Annotated in this window: 20 protein-coding genes and 2 riboswitches; all 20 genes read right to left on the bottom strand. The window is 44.9% G+C overall.

Annotated features, from left to right (window positions below):
- Positions 1–21 precede the first annotated feature (21 nt).
- The 20 genes from purF to nikA all read right to left on the bottom strand — a co-directional run bounded on the left by purF (position 22) and on the right by nikA (position 19354).
- Positions 22–1452, bottom strand: a complete 1431-nt coding sequence (gene purF / locus B9A22_RS18130; protein ID WP_176215585.1) for an amidophosphoribosyltransferase — start codon at positions 1450–1452, stop codon at positions 22–24.
- Entirely contained in the window at positions 1452–2162 is a 711-nt protein-coding gene (gene purC, locus B9A22_RS18135; RefSeq protein WP_084577349.1) for a phosphoribosylaminoimidazolesuccinocarboxamide synthase, read from the bottom strand. Before purC ends, purF begins: the two co-directional genes overlap by 1 nt.
- Positions 2163–2209: 47 nt before the next feature.
- Positions 2210–2710, bottom strand: a complete 501-nt coding sequence (gene purE, locus B9A22_RS18140; RefSeq protein ID WP_084577350.1) for a 5-(carboxyamino)imidazole ribonucleotide mutase — start codon at positions 2708–2710, stop codon at positions 2210–2212.
- 198 nt (positions 2711–2908) lie between these two features.
- Positions 2909–4279, bottom strand: a complete 1371-nt coding sequence (locus B9A22_RS18145) for an NCS2 family permease (protein ID WP_084577351.1) — start codon at positions 4277–4279, stop codon at positions 2909–2911.
- Positions 4280–4493: 214 nt separating this feature from the next.
- Positions 4494–4595: riboswitch (purine riboswitch) on the bottom strand.
- Positions 4596–4688: 93 nt separating this feature from the next.
- Positions 4689–5162, bottom strand: coding sequence for a NanQ anomerase/TabA/YiaL family protein (locus B9A22_RS18150; RefSeq protein WP_084577352.1), 474 nt, complete (start codon positions 5160–5162; stop codon positions 4689–4691).
- Between the two features lie 16 nt (positions 5163–5178).
- The gene (locus tag B9A22_RS18155) at positions 5179–5646 is read right to left on the bottom strand and encodes a C40 family peptidase (RefSeq protein ID WP_084577353.1); all 468 of its coding nucleotides are present in this window, start codon (positions 5644–5646) and stop codon (positions 5179–5181) included.
- A 68-nt stretch (positions 5647–5714) separates the two neighbouring features.
- Positions 5715–7187, bottom strand: coding sequence for an HD domain-containing phosphohydrolase (locus B9A22_RS18160; RefSeq protein ID WP_084577354.1), 1473 nt, complete (start codon positions 7185–7187; stop codon positions 5715–5717).
- Positions 7188–7374: 187 nt separating this feature from the next.
- Positions 7375–7917 carry a UbiX family flavin prenyltransferase gene (locus B9A22_RS18165; RefSeq protein ID WP_084577355.1) on the bottom strand — a complete coding sequence of 181 codons (543 nt, stop codon included), beginning with the start codon at positions 7915–7917 and terminating at the stop codon, positions 7375–7377.
- Between the two features lie 16 nt (positions 7918–7933).
- Positions 7934–8761, bottom strand: a complete 828-nt coding sequence (locus tag B9A22_RS18170) for a GNAT family N-acetyltransferase (protein ID WP_084577356.1) — start codon at positions 8759–8761, stop codon at positions 7934–7936.
- Positions 8762–8960: 199 nt separating this feature from the next.
- On the bottom strand, positions 8961–9911 hold the full coding sequence (locus B9A22_RS18175) for an aldo/keto reductase (RefSeq protein ID WP_084577357.1): 951 nt from the start codon (positions 9909–9911) through the stop codon (positions 8961–8963).
- A gap of 105 nt (positions 9912–10016) precedes the next feature.
- Positions 10017–11492 (bottom strand): class I adenylate-forming enzyme family protein, encoded by a 1476-nt coding sequence (locus B9A22_RS18180; protein ID WP_084577358.1) that lies wholly within the window; start codon positions 11490–11492, stop codon positions 10017–10019.
- Positions 11493–11785: 293 nt separating this feature from the next.
- Entirely contained in the window at positions 11786–12355 is a 570-nt protein-coding gene (locus B9A22_RS18185; RefSeq protein WP_084577359.1) for a DJ-1/PfpI family protein, read from the bottom strand.
- Positions 12356–12440: 85 nt separating this feature from the next.
- On the bottom strand, positions 12441–12608 hold the full coding sequence (locus tag B9A22_RS25565; protein WP_176215586.1) for a hypothetical protein: 168 nt from the start codon (positions 12606–12608) through the stop codon (positions 12441–12443).
- Between the two features lie 15 nt (positions 12609–12623).
- Positions 12624–13295: a hypothetical protein gene (locus tag B9A22_RS18190; RefSeq protein ID WP_084577360.1), complete on the bottom strand. Its 672-nt coding sequence runs from the start codon at positions 13293–13295 to the stop codon at positions 12624–12626.
- A gap of 48 nt (positions 13296–13343) precedes the next feature.
- Positions 13344–13447, bottom strand: a riboswitch (SAM riboswitch).
- Positions 13448–13522: 75 nt separating this feature from the next.
- On the bottom strand, positions 13523–14053 hold the full coding sequence (locus tag B9A22_RS18195; RefSeq protein WP_084577361.1) for a GNAT family N-acetyltransferase: 531 nt from the start codon (positions 14051–14053) through the stop codon (positions 13523–13525).
- A gap of 35 nt (positions 14054–14088) precedes the next feature.
- Positions 14089–14943, bottom strand: a complete 855-nt coding sequence (locus B9A22_RS18200) for an ATP-binding cassette domain-containing protein (RefSeq protein WP_084577362.1) — start codon at positions 14941–14943, stop codon at positions 14089–14091.
- Positions 14943–15941 carry an ABC transporter ATP-binding protein gene (locus B9A22_RS18205; RefSeq protein ID WP_084577363.1) on the bottom strand — a complete coding sequence of 333 codons (999 nt, stop codon included), beginning with the start codon at positions 15939–15941 and terminating at the stop codon, positions 14943–14945. Before B9A22_RS18205 ends, B9A22_RS18200 begins: the two co-directional genes overlap by 1 nt.
- A gap of 18 nt (positions 15942–15959) precedes the next feature.
- Positions 15960–16772, bottom strand: coding sequence for a nickel ABC transporter permease subunit NikC (gene nikC, locus B9A22_RS18210; RefSeq protein WP_084577364.1), 813 nt, complete (start codon positions 16770–16772; stop codon positions 15960–15962).
- On the bottom strand, positions 16769–17710 hold the full coding sequence (gene nikB, locus B9A22_RS18215; RefSeq protein ID WP_084577365.1) for a nickel ABC transporter permease subunit NikB: 942 nt from the start codon (positions 17708–17710) through the stop codon (positions 16769–16771). Before nikB ends, nikC begins: the two co-directional genes overlap by 4 nt.
- A 24-nt stretch (positions 17711–17734) precedes the next feature.
- Positions 17735–19354: a nickel ABC transporter substrate-binding protein gene (nikA, locus tag B9A22_RS18220; RefSeq protein ID WP_084577366.1), complete on the bottom strand. Its 1620-nt coding sequence runs from the start codon at positions 19352–19354 to the stop codon at positions 17735–17737.
- Between the last annotated feature and the right edge of the window lie 180 nt (positions 19355–19534).

Here is a 19534-nt window from a genome sequence, read left to right on the forward strand (position 1 = left end):
TTGACCTCCTGCTATATTCGTTTACTTGGCTTTAGGTTCGAAGAGGAATTTATTGTTGGCACAATCGCCTTCACAGGGAGTTTCTGCCGGATAATCACAGTTAAAGCAAGCGTTGCACAGCGTCTTCTCATGGATATGCCCAATTGATGCATGCAAGCCTTCAAGTGACAGATAGTGCAGCGAGTCAGCACCAATAAACTGCCTGATTTCATCGACTTGCTTGGAGGATGCGATAAGCTCCTTGCGAGCTGAGGTATCAATGCCATAATAACAAGGAAAACCGATAGGCGGCGAACTGACACACATGTGGACAGCAGTGGCGCCCGCCTCTTTTAGCATACGGACAATTTTACCACTGGTGGTACCGCGAACTATGGAGTCGTCAACCATGATAACAGACTTACCTTTAACGACAGAAGCCACAGCGTTCAGCTTAATCCTGACACTCATGTCACGTTTTTTCTGTTCTGGCTGGATGAACGTACGGCCAATGTAACGGTTTTTCATCAACCCTTCTGCAAAAGGAATGCCAGATTCATGGCTATAACCTAACGCTGCAGTAGTCCCCGAATCCGGTACTGAAATGACGATGTCCGCTTTAAACCCACTCTCGCGGGCAAGTGTACGTCCCATGTTAAATCTGGCTTGATACACGCTCTGCCCATCAATGACACTGTCTGGACGGGCAAAATATATATATTCAAATACACAACCAGACCGCCGGTCAGTCTTAGCAAAACTCCGTGACTCGACACCATTGTCATCAATGATGACCATTTCACCTGGCTCAATATCACGTACAAATTCCGCAGCCACAGTGTCCAGGGCGCATGATTCTGATGCCAGGACCCAGCCTTCGCCCAAACGCCCTAAGCACAGCGGTCTAAAGCCATGAGGGTCACGCACGCCGATTAGCTTGTTTTCGGTCATGATCACAAGGCAATAAGCACCCTGAACACCCGCCAGGCTGTCAATGATTTTTTCTTCTACTGTAGGCTTAGTGGAGCGGGCAATCAGGTTTACGATGACTTCACTGTCAATAGAGGTTTGAAATACGCTGCCTTTATCCTCTAATTGCTGCCGCATTTCATGAGCGTTGGTCAGGTTGCCATTATGGGCCAAACTAATTTGTCCACCAGAATAGTTGACTAACAGTGGCTGCGTATTGCGCAAGAGACTTGAACCGGTTGTTGAATACCGGACATGACCGATAGCAATATGGGCTGGCATATCAGGCAGATTATGGCGAAACACCTCATTGACCAGTCCCATGCCTCGTTGTACGTCCATAACGTTGCCGTCAGTAACAGCAATACCAGCACTCTCCTGCCCCCGGTGCTGGAGTGCATATAGGCCCCAGTAAGAATTAAGGGCTACATTCTCTTGCCTGGCAAAAATGCCGAATATGCCGCATTCTTCCCGCCATTTATCGCTTTGTATATCGTAAAGCATCAGGAATTCTCACCTGTCAATCTTCTTAGTACCTCTTGATAGGCCTCTTCAACATCACCTAGATCACGGCGGAAACGGTCTTTATCAAGCTTCTGCCCAGTCTCACTGTCCCAGAACCGGCAGGTATCAGGCGAAATCTCATCCCCTAGAATAACCTCGCCTTTATGTACGCCAAACTCCAGTTTGAAATCGATAAGTTCCAATTTCTTGTCTTTTAGGAATGCAGACAGGATTTCATTGATTTTAAGCGCGTATTTTTCCATAATTTCAACTTGCTCAGGTGTAGCCAGACCAAGTGCCTTTATGTGATAGTCATTAATTAGCGGATCACCTAGATCGTCGTTTTTGTAATACAGCTCAACAACAGTTGTCGGCAGTTTGCGTCCCTCTTCCCAGCCAATACGTTTGGCCAGGCTGCCGGCGGCGATATTGCGGACAACAACCTCAACAGGGAGAATGTCTAGCTTTTTAACCAGCATTTCGCGCTCACTAAGCGTTTTGACAAAATGATGGGGTATACCTTTTTCTCCTAGCAGATTAAAGAAAAAGACGGAAATCTTATTATTGAGCACACCTTTATTACCGATAGTACCACGTTTTTCACCGTTAAAGGCTGTGGCATCATCTTTAAAATACACCAATAATTCATCCGGATTTTCAGTGGCAAATACTTGCTTGGCTTTACCTTCATACATAGGTTTTTGAGTCATGGCAGCTGCCTCCTTATTTATATTAAACTTGATAGAATAAGCTTGCTTTAACTATTTTTAGCGGCTATCTTTTCAGCCAGACGAGCATCCTTTTTCTCTACTTCCTCAGCCATAGTCTGACGATGGGCTGTCAATCTATTTGCAAGTTCATCATCATGCACAGCAAGAATCTGAGCGGCAAACAAGGCTGCATTTTTTGCCCCGTTAATGGCCATAGTGGCTACTGGAATTCCCGCAGGCATTTGGACGATACTCAAAAGAGCATCCATACCGCCAAGCGGGGTAGCATTAACCGGAATACCGATAACCGGCAATGTAGTAAAACTGGCAATCACCCCAGGCAGGTGAGCAGCCGCTCCGGCAGCAGCAATGATAACCTTAACACCGCGTTCTTTGGCTCCTGCCACGAATTTATGTACCTTGTCGGGCGTACGATGAGCCGATGCTACCAGAATTTCTGTCTCAATGCCAAATTCAGCTAGTTGGTTAACAGCTGGTTCGAGAACTGGCCAATCAGAATCACTTCCCATGATAATTGCTACTTTCATGTCATCATCCTTTCGATTTGTTTATCCTGTAAGAAAGTATAACTTTCCGTCTGGATAAGGGCAACATCGGCTTCCGCTTTCGCCAAGGCTCGGCGTAAGCCGTGTTTTCTTTATGGTATTGGGTTAAAAACCCCAATGGATAATGCTGTAATAAAACCCAGATATTTTATTGTAAAATATCTGGGTTTAGTGTCCCCGCTATTCTGCCAGGAATACGAACCGGAACACGACGAGCACAGCCAGAATGTAGACGATCCAGTGTACTTCGCGGCCTCGGCCAGTCACCAGCTTTAGCAGCGGATACATCACAAGACCAGCCGAAATGCCGTTAGCGATGCTGTATGTGAATGGCATCATAACAATAGTTAAGAATGCGGGTATGCCTTCGGTAAGATCCCCGAAGTCAATATGACGGATGGATTCAATCATTAATGCACCGACAATAATAAGCGCAGGAGCAGTGGCAGCGTCAGGAATAAGACCAGCAAGCGGTGTGAAGAACAAGGCTAACAGGAACAGCACTCCGCAGACAACAGCAGTTAATCCAGTACGTCCACCTGCACCAACACCGGCAGCACTTTCAACATAAGCGGTGATTGTACTGGTACCCAGCATAGCACCCAAACTTACACCAGTGGCATCAACTAACATAGCTTTGCCAATACCAGGAAACTTACCCTTTTTATCCATAAGCCCTGCTTTGGCGGCTGTGCCTACCAGAGTTCCCATGGTATCGAACAGTTCCACAAAGGTAAAAGTAAAGACAATAGCCATTAGACCCATATTGAGCGCACCCATAATATCAAGAGCCAAAAAGGCGTTATTGCTGAAATCAGGTATAGCCACAGGGCTAAAGCCGGCAGGAATTTTTACAATCCCCATTAAAATGCCAATGATAGTTGTGGTAAAAATACCAATCAAGATAGAACCCTTTACATTGCGAGCCATCATCACAGCAAGCAAAATCAAGCCAAATACGGCAAGTAGTACCTCAGGATGAGCAAGTTGCCCCATTTCAATCATGCTCTCGAAATAAAGTGGTGTGCCGTTACCTTTGGCAGCAACAATCTTCTCAAGAGTAGGCGGAATCAGCGACAGACGGATGCTCATAATACCAGATATTTTAAGACCGATAATAGTAATAAAGAGACCTATCCCCACTGTGATAGCATGCTTTAACGAATTAGGCATACCTTCAACCAATAGTTGACGGACCTGAGTCACGGTAAGCAAAATAAAAATAAGACCAGAAATAAAAACTGCACCTAATGCAACCTGCCAGGAAACCCCCATACCGATAACAACAGAAAAAGCATAAAATGCGTTAAGACCCATACCTGGAGCCAAAGCAATTGGGTAGTTTACAAACACACCCATCATGATGGATACTACCCCAGCGCCGATGGCAGTAGCTAAAAGTACGGCGTTCTTATCCATACCAGCTGCTCCCAAAATACTGGGATTGACAAACAGTATGTACGCCATGGTCATGAATGTGGTAATGCCTGCAATGACCTCGGTTTTAACATCTGTTTTTCGGGAACTGAGTTCAAATAATTTTTCCAGCATTTCCTTTTTATCCCCCTTTGCAACGTAGTGATAGTGTTACCGTCAAACGCTACATCTTATCCGAAGACAACAAAAAACCCTGACAGGGAAATTCCGCATGAAACCATAGAGCGAAACTTCCCCGCCAGGGTTTTTATCCCATCGGTGTAGTGTTATCAGTTAACACCTGCGCCACTTGGTCACAGTCCAGAGCACACGAGGTGCAGAGCGGAACCCTAGGCGCACTTTCACTCGTAGTCGGGCGATTTACGGTCGCCTGGTAGAAACTTTTGAGCCATATTCTCAAATATATACGAGCAGTATTTATTTACTTGTATTGTACCAGTAGTGGACAAAATCTGTCAACGAAAAGTTCGAACTTTAATCATCATTTTTAAAATATTGTTCGGAAAAACCCCGTTTTTCCTTGCTATTTCAACAGAGACATCTTAATTTTGACGACAGCTTTCTTTACTTTGCTGGTTTCTTGCAGAGTACAATTGGGGCGGTGCACATCCCACGGAAAGAATATTGCATACACACCTTTGGTCATGATCAGATCTGTCTCCTGCTGGACGGTCTTGTAGAAGATAGCGTCTTTGGCTGCAAGCTCATCTGAGAGCACCTCATTATCAGCCGCGAGCAGGCTGTAAGCAATCAGTTCTTCCCCGGAAATAATATACTGGATATCAAGATATTCTACATGAGCCTCGGCCCTGCGTACTTCACGCGGCTGTGTTTCATATTCATTAATCGATACATAGATATCTTTACCTTCAATTTCATGTTTGCCGGCAGGCAAAGCAACCAGATCTGTTTTAGCAAGATAATCAAGCCCTTTGGCAAGAGCTTGGGGAAGTAGTGGTGTATCTTTTTCCAGGGTTGAAATGTGTCCAAAAATCATTATAACTCCTCCACTCTTAATTAATTACCCTTCTGGCACCAAGGTAACGCGGCTTCCAGTACGTCTCATCAAGCCGGCTAATCATTACACCCCGACTTGACGAAGCATGGATGAACCTGCCATTGCCAGAATATATTCCTACATGAGATGCTCCTGACGCATAGGTAGTGAAAAACACCAAATCGCCCGGTTTAAGACTGGCTCTGTCGATTTTTTTACCAGTTCTATACTGAACATCAGCCGTGCGCGGCAGCTTCTTGCCATGGCGATCATATACATATTTGACAAATCCCGAACAATCAAAACCCTTCGGAGATTCGCCGCCAAACCGGTAGGGTATTTTTAGATACTTTTCCGCAGTTTTAACAATATTATCCGGTTCTTGCTTAACTGGCTTATTCGGGGCAGCCAATGCCGAAGAATTTACCAAGACAAGCATCAACACCACTAGGTATACGGCAGCAAGCTTACATGTCGGCCGCATAAAAATCCACCTCTGATTTGGTTAATTTTAGCTTGTCAATATTCTTCGGCAAAATTCCATAAATTCCTTTATTGTTTGACAAATTGTTCAGGGTTAATTTCTAAAAAAGCGTCAACAACCCGCGGGTCAAACTGAGTGCCCTTGTGTTTGATAATCTCTTGTACCGCATCATGCCAAGGCCGCCCCTTACGGTATGGCCTGTCAGCAATCATGGCCTCAAACGCGTCAGCCACTGTGCATATACGAGCTAATAGCGGGATATTTTCACCTTGGAGATTTAAGGGATAACCTTTACCGTCATACCGTTCCTGATGATATAAAGCCACTTCAGCAGCTTTTGCTAAATACTCTGTGTCTTTAAGAATATAATAACCTATCCTCGGGTGTTGTTTAATAATTTCATATTCTTCGGTTGTAAGCGTACCAGACTTCAACAAGATCTCATCTTTGATAGCTAGTTTGCCGATGTCATGCAGCAGTGTTCCCCAATTTAAATTTGCTAACTCTTCTGCATTAAGCTGCATTTTTGCACCGATTGCCATAGCAATTTTATTCACTTCCACAGAGTGTGACGCAGTATTACTCTCACGATGCTCAAGTGCTTTAAAAATAGCGCGGATTGTAACTTCATAAGCCTCGGCAAGCTGGCTATTGGCTGCTCTAAGCTGGGCGGTAGCTTGATTCACCCGCCGCCGGAGCGATAATACGTGAAGAAACAGCAGCAAGGCACTCACTGCTACTCCGAAAGCTATATAGCACATACCGCGAATTAACCGTTGACGTTCAGATGCAGCAAAATAGTTTTCACCAAACCATTTGTCTTGAAGTTTTTGCACTTCACCACTTTTTTTTGCTTCGATAATAGCCTGGTTAAGAGCAGCAAGCAGAGCAGTGTTCCCCTTTTTGACTGCATACCCATATGGAACCTCTTGCAACGGTTCCCCGACCACTTTGATTGTATCTTCCAAGTTATTTTTAGCAATCACGTACATGCCTGCGTAATAATTGCCGACAAAAGCATCTACCAATCCCACTCTTAAGTCATTAAGCGCGTCTACCTGACTAGCATAATAATACAGCTTCATTTCCGGGTATTTTGCACGCAGCAAATCTTCCGAAATGTCACCCTTCTGAACGGCAACACGCCGATTGACAAGGTCTTCATGGCGGGTTATGTAGAAGCTCTCTTTCATAACAAAGATAACTTGCCGCATTACCAGGTAAGGTTCCGTAAAATCGTAAAACTGCTCACGCTCGGCCGACCTGGACATCCCTATCAATATATCCTTCTCGCCACTTAATACTTTTTGCTTAGCTTGATTCCATTCCATAAGCTCTGGCTTAATTCTCATCCCTGAGCGATGTTCAACAATATGCAGAATATCAACATCATGACCTTCAGGCTGATTTTTTTCATTTAAATAAATGAAGGGCGCAAAGCTGTCATCGCCGACTGCCTGATATAAAGGGGCAGCCTGGCCAGCAGCAAAAGGATAAACTGACATCCAAATAGCACCAAGCAAAATAATCAGTAGCCGCATTTTTTCACTCCAAGTGAGATTTCCCTACCTTTCATTATAATCTCGTATTTAGTAAATTCATAGAACAAATCCCTTGTTTTAGCTATTTCACTGAGTTTTTTACTTTTTTTGCAAATATTTACTCACCTTATGCGTTCGATATCACTTTTTTAATACCGTTTTTAAAGGCTTATCTTTAGAGTGACAATTAACGCATGTATAGCGAGTGTTCTATCTTGAAGATATCCAGTATTTTTCCAACCATAAAGTTAATTATATCGTCCAGCGTCTCCGGTCTGTGATAAAACCCTGGTGCCGCAGGTATCACCACTGCGCCTGTTTTCGCCAGTGTAAGCATATTTGACAAATGAATAGCTGTCATCGGTGTCTCGCGTGGCACTACAATCAGTTTCCTCCCCTCTTTAAGGGTAACATCTGCTGCCCTGGTGAGTAAGTCCCGCCCACTTGCGGTTGCCAGGGCACCTAACGTGTGCATTGAACAGGGTACAACCACCATACCGCTTGTTTTAAATGAGCCACTGGCCAACGCGGCAAACAGGTCTGAATTATCATATACTACAGCATGTTTTTTTACATCCTCGATAGTGAGGCCGCATTCATATTCAAATACCTTACGCCCCATATCAGTATAGACAGCGTGCACCTCAATTCCGAGGTTTGACAGTGCAGTTATTAAAGTATAGCCATAGATGGCTCCGCTTGCGCCGGTGACGCCAACAGCTATGCGCATGAAGAACTCCTCCAGTTCAAATCAGGAATTTTACAACTAAGTAGTCATCAAAGTAGGTAAAGCCGATTGATTGATAGGACTTAATGGCTGGAAGATTATCTTTCCGCACCATCAAAACCGGTATTTTGCCATAACCCCGAATCCGGCGGCATAATTCGGCTACCAGCACCTTGCAGTAGCCCTTGCCTCTGCAGTCTTCACTAGTATACACGCCGCCAATTTGGTTAATCCGGTCTGTAGTCACCTGAATAAAAGCCTGGGCTTTTGGTACGCCGTCTACCAGCAGAAAAATATGATCCTCTTCAGGCCCGCGGTCATCAATCAGTTTAGCCGCTAATTCTGTATTAAACCGGCGCATAAAGCCCTGCCGGTATGCTTCAACAACAAAACTGAGTGCGGCTGTCCGTTCAACCTCCCTGGCATCAGTAATTTGACCTATACAGGGCAAACCAGCAGGCTTAACGTCCAAGTTAATAAAATAGTAGCTGTCTTCATAATCCAAAACCTTTTTGTAGTGACCAAGAACTTGTTTGAGCGGCTCGATTATGTGTTTCATTCCGGCCATCATCTCAAACTTGCGTTGACGCATTATCTCTACAAAACCACTAACAGCTCCTGGCGATTCAAAGTGCGGAATAACACTCCCCCAATTGAAAAAGGTCAGTATCGCTGTTAGCCTGCCATATTCAAAATAGCCGTAATAATCTCCACCACGGCGGCTTGTTCTGTCATTATCAATCCCACATCGCTCAAAATTACTGTTTAGCAAAACTGTTTCCATGTGGTTTCGTTCCAAATACGCTTTGACTTCATAGATATCGCCGCCTGTTAACAATCTAATCACGCTGATCCGCCTTCCACCTAAACTAAGAACTCGCTATCCAACAGGCTACTCATTCTTATTTACGAATTCTACTATAATTCTAAACGCTAATTGTTTCAAGTTTTAATATTACATCCTCAATATATGGGATAAGAAAAGACCAAAGCCCTGTTATCCTATTAAGTAACAAGGCTTTGGTTAATATATATAGCGAACTTGCTCAGATTACACGAATAGCAAACTCTGGGCAGATTGGCGTGCAGTAGCCACAGGTTAAGCATTTTTCTGAATTAACACTGGCCTTGTTTGCCGCATCAAAGCCTATAGCATCTGCCGGACAGGCATCTATACATTTTCCACAGCTTTTGCAGGCACCACTCAGCACCTTAACTGTTTTCTCAACATGGCTTAGCTCAATAGCGGCCGTTGTAAGCTCTCCGTTAAAATACTTTATATTAAAGTCAACCTCAGGTATTGCCACCATGCCTAGTGCGATAGAGGCATAACCCTCAATCCCTCTGGCATATTTCATGGCCGCATCATATTCGCCAATCAAAGAGCCTCCGGCTAAAGCTTTCATTAGATACAGCCCTTTGTTGGCCTGCACAACCTTGCTGATTGCCTCCACCATTTCTTCTCTGGTGCCTCCCATAATGCCGCGCCCATTCATATTAATAATAGGAAATACTACATCAATAACATCAACATCAGCCGCCCGCCGAGTAACAACTGTATGATGTGTCGAAATCCCAACAGCTTTGATTTTTCCTTTTTTCTTCATGTCAACAAGGCATTTCAAGGCACCCTCGTATACCTCAAAGGCGTTTTCCCCTTCACGCGCCGCGTGAAGATGGAAGATATCTATGTAGTCAAGCCCCAGTGCGGTAAGCGCTTCCTCAACCGCCTGTTCCATACCCTCATAGGTTTTTTGGTTGGATTTAGACGCAATAACCGGCCGAATCCCAGTTTTATCTATAGCCATTTTTATTGGTGGATACGTCTTATAACCTTGTGCCGTATCCACAAAATTAATACCGCTTTGAAGAGCATGCGCCACAATGTCAGCACATTCTTCAACAGGCATATTTTTTTGCATTGGCCCCATGGGTAACGCACCAAAGCATAACTCTGTCACTTCTATCCCTGTTCTGCCCAATATTCGTTTTTGCATACGTTCACGTCCTTACATAGCTAATTACGCTATTAAAACTATACCATAAAACTAGCATAATATAAAGAAAAGCCAATCCTTGATTAAAGGGCTTGGCTTTTCACATTATCCTGCTTGTTCGCGAAGTACACGTTTCAATATCTTGCCTGTCTGATTTTTGGGCAATCCATCGACAACGACAAAGTCCCGCGGTATTTTATAGGCGGCAATATTGGTTTGCAGATACTCCCGCGCTGCTTTTTTATCGAAACTATGCCCTTCTGCCAAAACAATATAAGCACGCGCTACCTGACCGCGTAGTTCGTCTCTAACGCCAATGACACTGGCCTCGATGATACCAGGATACGCGTATAGCAATTCCTCAATTTCTCTCGGGTAAATATTCTCGCCATTTGATATTATTAAATCCTTCAAGCGATCAACCACAAATAAATATCCCTCAGCGTCCTGATAGGCCAAATCACCGGTATAAAGCCAGCCGTCTTTAAGCGCATTCTCACTCTCTGCAGGCAAGTTAAAATATCCCTGCATTACACTTGGTCCACGCACGATAATCTCACCTACTACACCTGGAGGCAACGGTTGGCCGTTGGAATCAGCCACTTTAACCTCCAAGCCGGGGAGAGCTTTCCCGATCGAGCAATATTTTGGCTTTTGCGCTGGATTTAGCGTTACTACCGGTGAAGCCTCAGAAAGGCCGTAGCCTTCAATAATTCTGTTGCCATATTTATCAGCAAACTGCTGCGCCACCTTTTCAGGAAGCGAGGCACCGCCTGATACAAAATATTTGACCCCTGCCAAATCTTCCGCTTCCCCAATACGAGTAAGAAGGTTATACATAGGTGGTACTCCGTAGACAACCGTTACGCCATAGTCCTTGATAGCTGTAATAGTTTCTTTCGGCGCAAAGGCTTCTAATATAGTGATGGCTGCACCACAAAGCAGTGGGTTAAGTACGGCGCATGTCCAGGCAAAACAATGATACATTGGTAACACGCACAATACATTATCGCAGAGATTTAGCGGCAGCCGCTCCCTGAAGGCCTGTGCATTGGCGACAAGGTTGCTGTGTGTCAGCACAGCCCCCTTAGGAGTACCGGTTGTTCCTGAGGTATATATAATTGCGCAAGGGCTGTTTTCGTTAATGCTGATATCCAGAACCGGAGCCGCAGAATAATTGTCCTGAGTCAACCCTGGTTTAAAATCCGCAATGACAAGCTGTTCAACTAATTGTGTATAGCCCTGCTGACTGAGTTCAGAATCAATGACTAACCGCTCCATGGTAATAAGCCGCTTCATCTTAGTATCTTTAACGATAAAAGCAATCTCCCTGGCTGCCAACTGAAAATTTAGAGGCACAATAACTGCTCCAAGACTGATAACGGCCATATAGCAGTAAACGAAGTCTGTAGAATTGCGGGAAAATAGCCCCACATTTTCACCAGCCCGAACGCCTGACCTATAAAAATAATTGCGGTATTTACTTACTTGTTCCTGAAGTTCGCCATAAGACACATTATCTTTGCCGGCAAAAGCTTGGCTGTCTGTTGCTCCTTGCAGAATAAGATCATGGACAAACAATGAATGCACCCCTTCCCTTCATAGTGCTGGAAAAAATAGCTACAACCGCCATTGTATCCTGAATATATTAATTTGTCTATATAGTATTGCCGTAATGGCTCGATAATTAACAAACTTTGATTTGCCTCAGTGATAGCACATTTTTAGTAAATATAAAGAAAACACGGCTTGCGCCGAGCCTTTGGCGACAGCGGAAGCCGATGTTGCCCTTATCCAGAAGGAAAGTTATACTTTCTAACAGGACAAAAAGAGCAAAGCCCAGTAAGCCTTGCTCCTCAAAGTTCTTGCTTCATTTAAATGCTGATTTTAGCACCTAATAACTCAACAAAGGCTTTTAACCACTCGGGGTGATTCGGCCAGGCTTGCGCAGTCACCAGGTTACCACTGACAACGACCGGCTCATTTTTCCATTCTGCACCAGCCAGTTGACACTCAGCCGCGCAGGCCGGATAGGAAGTTACAATCTTGCCTTCAAGCACTTTAGCTGGAGCCAAGAGCTGGGTACCATGGCAGATGGCAGCTACCGGCTTACCGGCAGTAAAGAAATCCTGTACCAATTGAACCACTTCGCCATACATCCGAATATATTCAGGCGCCCGTCCACCAGGAACAACCAAGCCAACATAATCTTCTGCCTTGGCATCTTTGGCTGCAATATCAACAGGAATCCGATGACCTGTTAGTTCAACATAAGTGTCTAAACCGGTAAAATCATGAACAACAAGCTGCACCATATCACCAGCACTTTTATTAGGAACAGCGATGTCAACTTGATAGCCCAACATCATGAGCGCCTGTTGCGGTACTTTAACCTCATAATCTTCAGCGCAGTCCCCAGTAAGTATAAGAATCTTCTTTGCCATTTGCAGTAACCTCCTTAATACTTAAGATAGGTTAGATATTCTATATTAGTAATATTTTTCCTTCTATATTTCTCCCACTAATTGACTATATTCCATCACCATGGACACCTTCAAGTTGGGCACTTCTATTTTGTTGAATGAAAGTGACTACTTTACCATCACGAATGATGATAATAACCTCATTACTATCTTCTCGTTTCCCTGAACTATAACTATCCCAGGGCTCATCATAACCCTTGTATCTGTCTACCATATCAAGTGACCTCTTTCAAATTCTTACAAAGCTACTAATATTTAGAGCATTTTGCACCCTAAAACGCTTTTCCAAATTTCTTTTAACTTCACTTATATACCTGGCCTCGATCAAGACCTCAATTAATCCATACGACTCTGCTAATCGCAGCAAGGGAATATTACCTTGTGCAATTGTTTCGGTAACAGCCGTTATTGTGTTCAACAACGGCTGCCCGCCGATACACCGGATAGATAGCCTTACACACTCGGTAACAACTTCAGGATAACATTCAAGCTGTTCAAAACACCCCTGTACTTCCTCCAGCAGTCGATTGTGGATAGTAAAACTGAGCTGCCGCGGCTGGATTGACACCAAATCACAGGCCACGCCACACGCTCCCACTGCTTGTAAAACATTCATTACCCAATTATCCGTACACTCTGGTGTAGGACAGTTAACCCTAATGAGAGCGATAGCCTTATCATAAGTAATACTTGTTATCTGATCTGCCAGAGAATCATTAATTTCCACATCAGTGCTTTGTGGTAAAGCGCTAAGTTTAGCAACTCGCTTAGTACGGCACATTCGCAGCTGCTTAGGGTTTCTTTCTATATTACTGTATTGCTCTAATTCATTGGTACGTACTGAAAGGGTTGATACATGCACTTTAAAAAGCACCTCCGGATAGCTGTTTAATTTTTGCACAAATAAAAACCCCTCTCCGAGGAAAGGGGCTAATTTTTATGCGCCTTCCTCTTATCTGTCAGGATTCCTCCTGCTGGAATTAGCACCACTGCAGCATAGCTACCGGTTGCTGGGTGTCATCGGGCCAGTCCCTCGACCACTCTAGATAAGAGCGTATGAAATTGAATATAATTTTATCATGAAAAATCAGACAATGTCAATACATTACCTAAAGCCTAGCCTGTTAATCACTTGTGTTTTATAAATACATCCTTATCCATATACACAGTCTCAATCTCTTCAGTTCTCTCTGTACGAATCATATAGCCTTGACTTAACCAAAACGGAAAACCTCCTGGCAAAAACCTATGGGTATGAAGACAAATAGTCTGGTAGCCGTATTGCCGGCAATAGCTCTCAATGGCTGCCACCAACACACCGGCAAGGCCCTGGCGGCGCAGCGAACTTTTCACATAACAGCGGGATAACTCGGCAGTACCTGGCAGATCATAGTAGCCGCGAACGGCCTCAATTCGATCATCATAGGGTCTAATGGCAATCGTGCCAACAACTTGTCCAGCATTGTCAAAGGCGGCAAACATGACTGAGTTCTCTTGGCTGACATAGGCTTCTTCCATGTTAGCAAGATCCCAGCGCACGGCTACGTCCGGTATATTGGGGTATACCTCATGCAGCATAGGAATAATGAACGCCAGTGCGGCTGCAACATCATTTGCTGTAACCCTGCGAATGATCCACTCTTTATGGCTAATTGCCATGTGAAACCCTCTCCCTATTTAAGATGCTAATTTATTCAAGACGTCCTGGCTGCTGCTGCAAACTTACCCGCCCCAGTCTCCTGCTTGTTACGATATTCAGGCTGAGCTGGCAATACAGCAGCTAACAGTGCCAAAGACACCGGATGGGTGAGACAATGAATATCATCCATATTGTCCAGTCTTTCTACAATCTCACCCGAGCACATGACTGCTAACCGGTCAGACAGATGAGCGACTGCGGCAAGATCATGAGAAATGAAGATGTAGGACATGCCCAGCTCCTCACGTAAATCTGACAGCAGATCCAATATCTGTGCCTGAACTAGTACGTCAAGACTGCTGACAGCTTCATCAAGGACAATCAGTTTGGGCCGCAAGGATATTGCCCGGGCAATACATACCCGCTGCAGCTGCCCACCACTAAACTGATGCGGGTATTTGGCGGCGTCCTCGACATCAAGTCCCACAAGCTCTAACAAATTACCTACTGTTCGCAGCTCATCATGGTAGCTTAGGCGTGCAAAATTTCTTAGCGGTTCAGCAATACTCTCCCCAGCTGTCCTGCGAGGATTGACCGAACTAAAACAGTCTTGAAATACTACCTGAAGATCACGCCTTACTTCACGGATACCTGATCTATCTTTACCATACAAATTAACACCTTGAAATAGTACCTCACCGCGATCAGGTTTCTCTATTCCCAGGATAATACGGCCTAAAGTACTTTTACCTGAACCACTTTCTCCGACAAGCCCAAGACACTCTTTTGCCGCTAAAGAAAGGGTTATCTCCTTGGTAGCTTGAACCTTTCTCCCTTGCTTAAAGATACCGCCGCCGTGGAAATGCTTACTGACTCCCCGTAATTCAAGAAGCGGTTGTATCGCTGCCATTAGACAACCTCCGCTTGCGCACTGCCAGCGTTTAAACAGCGTACCCAGTGCCCGCTCGTATTGACTTTAACCGGACTAGGAGCTGTTTCCCGGCATGCACTGCTAACATGAGGACAGCGTCCGGCAAACCCACAAGCGGAAGTTAAGCCGTTACTTATCTCAGTCGCAGCCATCGGCAGTAACGACAATCGCTTTCTGCGCGGTAAACCAATGCTGCTGCGCGCATTCATCAGTGACTGAGTGTAGGGATGGAGAGGTTGGGCATATATATCGGCAACAGCTGCTTGTTCAACAAATTGCCCCCCATACATCACGGCTACCGAATCAGCCAACCGGGCAATGACGCCAAGATCATGGGAGATGAGTAGTATACTTGTACCAAACTCACGCCTTACTTCAGCCAAAAGATCAAGAATCTGAACCTGAGAGGTTGCATCCAAGGCGGTAGTCGGTTCGTCAGCAATAATCAGGTCAGGTTTTTGCGCCAGAGCAATGGCAATAATGACTCGCTGCAGCATACCGCCACTCAATTCAAAAGGATACTGCCGCAGCAATAAACTAGCATCCGGAAGTCCTACTCTCTCCAGATATTCTACGGCAATCGCCGTGGCAGCCTTAGTATCAGTTTTCCCATGCGCACGCAGAGTCTCGATAAAATGATCCCCAATGGTGCGAATGGCGTCAAAGGCACTCATGGGATTCTGCATGATGAGCGCAATTCTGTCACCCCGAAGTTGTCGCCACTTTTCGGCAGCTAGTCCTTCAACGGCTTTTCCATCCAGACAGATATCCCCGCCAGTCTTATGAATTCCTGCTGGCAACAGGTTTAACAGCGACAGGCAGGTTAACGTTTTGCCGCAACCGCTTTCGCCTACCAAACCGAAAACCTCACCCTGCTCTATTTGAAAACTAAGTTTCTGTACTACAGGCACAACTTTGTTTTTCTGCCTAATTACAACCTCCAGACCTTCGACCGAAAGCAGTGGCTGCTTCATCATGCGCTACTCCGCCCTTTCCTATCGTTTTCCCTGAGGATCAACCATATCCCGCAAGGCATCACCCAGAAGATTAAAAGACATCACTACACTTAAAATCATAAGTCCCGGATAAGCCATCAGTGATGGATAACCCCGCAGAAACTGGCGGCCATCATTAATCATGGCACCCCACTCCGGCGTCGGCGGCTGAATTCCCAGACCCAAGAAGGACATCCCGGCAATATGCAGAATAACCCAGCCGACATCCAGAGTGGCAAGCACTGCAATCTGCGGGAGAATATTGGGCAAAATATGCTTGGCAATAATGGTGGCTTGGCCAGTTCCCGCCACTTTCGCCGCCAGCACATAATTTCTTTCCTTCAGACTAAGTACCATGCCTCTAATCATTCTGGCATACCAAGCCCACTGGGAAAGGGCCATAGCCAGTACCACATTCGGCAACCCTGGACCCATAACCCCGACGAGGGCCAAAGCCAGGATTAGACTGGGAAAAGCCAAAAATATATCACATATCCTCATAATAAGAGCATCAACTCGGCCACCGGCGTACCCTGACACGACTCCCACCACGGTGCTAATACTGAGAGTGACAGACATGACGGCAAAAGCCGCCCCCAGCGAAACTCTGGCACCATAAATAAGGCGAGACAAAATACAGCGGCCAAGATGATCAGTCCCTAGAAGATAATTATTATCAGGCAGCATTAACTTGCGTTCTAAAGAAACATCATTTGGGTCATGTGGCGCAATATACGGTGCAAAAATAGCTACTAAAATATTAAGAAGGATGATCATCAGGGCAACCGCCACAAAACTGCGCTTGATCCTCATGATGACTCCCCTTTCAGGCGAATCCGCGGGTCAAGCCACGCATAGGCAATATCAACAAGCAGGTTAGCGGTAACAAAAACTACTGCCATCATCAGCACAAAACACTGCACCACCGGATAGTCCCGGTTCAAAATTGCCGACACGCAAAACCGTCCAATCCCCGGCCAGGAAAATACACTTTCCACAATAACTGACCCGGATAACAAATGCCCAATACTCATCCCCAATGCAGTTACAACAGGCAGCATCGCATTCTTTAGCACATGACGACCAATAACCCAGCTTTCTTTTAAGCCTCTTGCCCTGGCATACAACACAAACTGTTGGTCCAGATTCTCCAGCATGCTGGTTCTAAGAAGCCTGATATAGGTCGCAATATAACTAAAAGAAAGTGTTACCGCCGGAAGAATGAAATGTTCCCATGAGCCCCGCCCCAAAGTAGGCAACAGATCAAGTTTCAGCGCAAAGAAATACATTAACATAAAACCAAGCCAAAAATTAGGCATCGCTGCACTGGTAAAGGCGATCACCCGGCAAAAGTTATCAAACCATCCGTCTTTATATAGTGCTGAGAAAATGCCCATAGGAATACTGATGACAAGAGTAAAGAGTAGCGACACACCGGCCAGTTGAGCTGTCGAAGGTAACAGAAACATCATTTCGTCCCACACCGGCCTGTGTGTGGCATATGATTTACCAAAATCAAGAGTTAGTGCCTTGACTAGCCAATCCCCGTACTGAACAACAACCGGACGATCAAGGCCAAGTTCCACCCTGACTGCCGCTACAGCTGCTTCTGTCGGCGGTATCTGTGATAGTCTCAAATACGCCTCCGCCGGATCACCCGGCGTAAGGCGTAATATGAGAAAAGTAATAATCGAAATACCTACCAGTACAGGTATTAGGCTCAGCAGGCGTTTGACGATATAATCAAGCATGCTGCCTACCTCTTTTTTCTATGATTACTGAATATCCATATTTGCAAAAGGAATTTCATATTGGCTGCCCATGAAGGTAACACCGGTTACATTTTTAGGATATACAGCTATATTGGCCAGATAAGACAGCGGCAAGTATACCGCCTGTTCATGAAGCGTAGTAAAGATCTCTTTATATAATGCCTGGCGCTTTGCTTCGTCTGTGCTAACAAGAGCCTCTGTTGCAATCCTATCAATATCAGCTTTCATCGATAGTCCTACTTGTGCCTGATAATCGGCATGCCCTGGCGCACGCATCGAACCTACCAAGGAATGTGGATCATAAGGAGCTCCCCAGGTATCGCTATAGATAATATTAAAGTTGCCATCTTTTTGTCGTTGAACAATGGATAGCAGTTCTTCGCCAGTAAGTTTGACTTTTATACCAATTTTTTTAAGATCGCCCTGGAGTACTTCGGCAACCGATTTTTGAATGGCATCCGTGCTTTCAAAGCAAAATTCCAATTCAAGTACTTGTCCGTCTTTTTCGCGGAACTCCTTGCCTTTGATTTCCTTCCAGCCAGCCTCTTCTAATAAAGCCTTGGCCTTATCCGCACTATACGCATAAGGTGTTAAGCCAAGATTACAGTACGGAAAGTTGGTAGCAAGTAAAGTATCAGCCTTATGCTCAGTACCATAGAGGACACCTTTAACAAACGCATCCTTATTAAAAGCATGCTGAATGGCTTGACGAACCTTGAGTTCTTTCGTCACACCTTTGTTAGAGTTAATGGCTAAGACTCGGGTTGCCAATGGCTCGGACAGCTTGGTTTCATATTTTCCGGAAGCCTGAAGATGTTTAAACGCATCAAGACTGATGCTGCCATTACCATAAATCAGATTGAGTTCCTTCTTTTCAAAAGCAACTACACGCGACTCACTGTCAGGAATGATTTTTACAACTAGCTTATCGACCTTGGGTTTAGCTCCCCAATAATGCTCATTGCGAACAAATACGGCTACTTCGCCTTGCTTATACTCACTCAGCACCCATGGACCTGTACCTATTGGTTTTTTGATCCCTTCACCGGTGTTACCGTTGTCCGGGAACTGCGAAGGTGCCAGAAAGCGAATCGGCCGGACCAGTGCCAACTCCTGCAGCACAGGATAATATGCATCTTTAAGTACCAGTTTGAACGTGTTATCATCCATGACGTGTGTTTCTTTGATTTGCCGAATAAACGCTAACCAGTCATGACGTTTGCTATTAGCCAATACGGCATCAAAATTTTTCTTAACCGCTGCCGCATTGAACTGGGTACCGTCAGAGAACTTTACGTCCTTACGCAGTTTAAACACATACTCTTTGCCATCAGGTGAGATTGTCCAGCTTTCGGCCAGCCATGGAATGATTTTACCATCATTACTGTATTGAACTAATGGTTCATATACTAAGGCTTGCGCAAACATTTGATTCGGATTGTACATGTGCGGATTTAAAGCGCCAATGTCTTTCGCCCAGGAAAAATTCAAGACTTTCTCTTTTGCCGGGGCCTGACTTGTCTTGGAACCGCAGCCAGCCATTAGACCAGCTAAGAGGATTAGGGAAATTAACACTGCTACATACTTTTTGAACTTCTGCAACTGTTTTCTTGTCTCTGCCATCTTTTTATACCTCTCCCTTGATATTTTATGTCAGTCATAACCCACAGGGTTAGCTAAGACCAATTTTTAACAACTCCCAGCAATACAACCAAAAGATAAAAAACCATAGAAAATAAAGTCTATTCATAAGACAATACCTTCATGGTTTTTAAATCTGACAGCTTCAGCCGTCATTTTTAT

It is taken from the genome of Sporomusa malonica, assembly GCF_900176355.1.
Lineage (GTDB): Bacteria > Bacillota > Negativicutes > Sporomusales > Sporomusaceae > Sporomusa > Sporomusa malonica.

Bases quoted from the DNA above. Each gene is read 5' to 3' on its own strand.
- purF (WP_176215585.1), bottom strand. From the start codon at position 1,452: ATGCTTTACGATATACAAAGCGATAAATGGCGGGAAGAATGCGGCATA.
- purC (WP_084577349.1), bottom strand. From the start codon at position 2,162: ATGACTCAAAAACCTATGTATGAAGGTAAAGCCAAGCAAGTATTTGCC.
- purE (WP_084577350.1), bottom strand. From the start codon at position 2,710: ATGAAAGTAGCAATTATCATGGGAAGTGATTCTGATTGGCCAGTTCTC.
- B9A22_RS18145 (WP_084577351.1), bottom strand. From the start codon at position 4,279: ATGCTGGAAAAATTATTTGAACTCAGTTCCCGAAAAACAGATGTTAAA.
- B9A22_RS18150 (WP_084577352.1), bottom strand. From the start codon at position 5,162: ATGATTTTTGGACACATTTCAACCCTGGAAAAAGATACACCACTACTT.
- B9A22_RS18155 (WP_084577353.1), bottom strand. From the start codon at position 5,646: ATGCGGCCGACATGTAAGCTTGCTGCCGTATACCTAGTGGTGTTGATG.
- B9A22_RS18160 (WP_084577354.1), bottom strand. From the start codon at position 7,187: ATGCGGCTACTGATTATTTTGCTTGGTGCTATTTGGATGTCAGTTTAT.
- B9A22_RS18165 (WP_084577355.1), bottom strand. From the start codon at position 7,917: ATGCGCATAGCTGTTGGCGTCACCGGCGCAAGCGGAGCCATCTATGGC.
- B9A22_RS18175 (WP_084577357.1), bottom strand. From the start codon at position 9,911: ATGCAAAAACGAATATTGGGCAGAACAGGGATAGAAGTGACAGAGTTA.
- B9A22_RS18185 (WP_084577359.1), bottom strand. From the start codon at position 12,355: ATGGCAAAGAAGATTCTTATACTTACTGGGGACTGCGCTGAAGATTAT.
- B9A22_RS25565 (WP_176215586.1), bottom strand. From the start codon at position 12,608: ATGGTAGACAGATACAAGGGTTATGATGAGCCCTGGGATAGTTATAGT.
- B9A22_RS18195 (WP_084577361.1), bottom strand. From the start codon at position 14,053: ATGGCAATTAGCCATAAAGAGTGGATCATTCGCAGGGTTACAGCAAAT.
- B9A22_RS18200 (WP_084577362.1), bottom strand. From the start codon at position 14,943: ATGGCAGCGATACAACCGCTTCTTGAATTACGGGGAGTCAGTAAGCAT.
- B9A22_RS18205 (WP_084577363.1), bottom strand. From the start codon at position 15,941: ATGATGAAGCAGCCACTGCTTTCGGTCGAAGGTCTGGAGGTTGTAATT.
- nikC (WP_084577364.1), bottom strand. From the start codon at position 16,772: ATGAGGATCAAGCGCAGTTTTGTGGCGGTTGCCCTGATGATCATCCTT.
- nikB (WP_084577365.1), bottom strand. From the start codon at position 17,710: ATGCTTGATTATATCGTCAAACGCCTGCTGAGCCTAATACCTGTACTG.
- nikA (WP_084577366.1), bottom strand. From the start codon at position 19,354: ATGGCAGAGACAAGAAAACAGTTGCAGAAGTTCAAAAAGTATGTAGCA.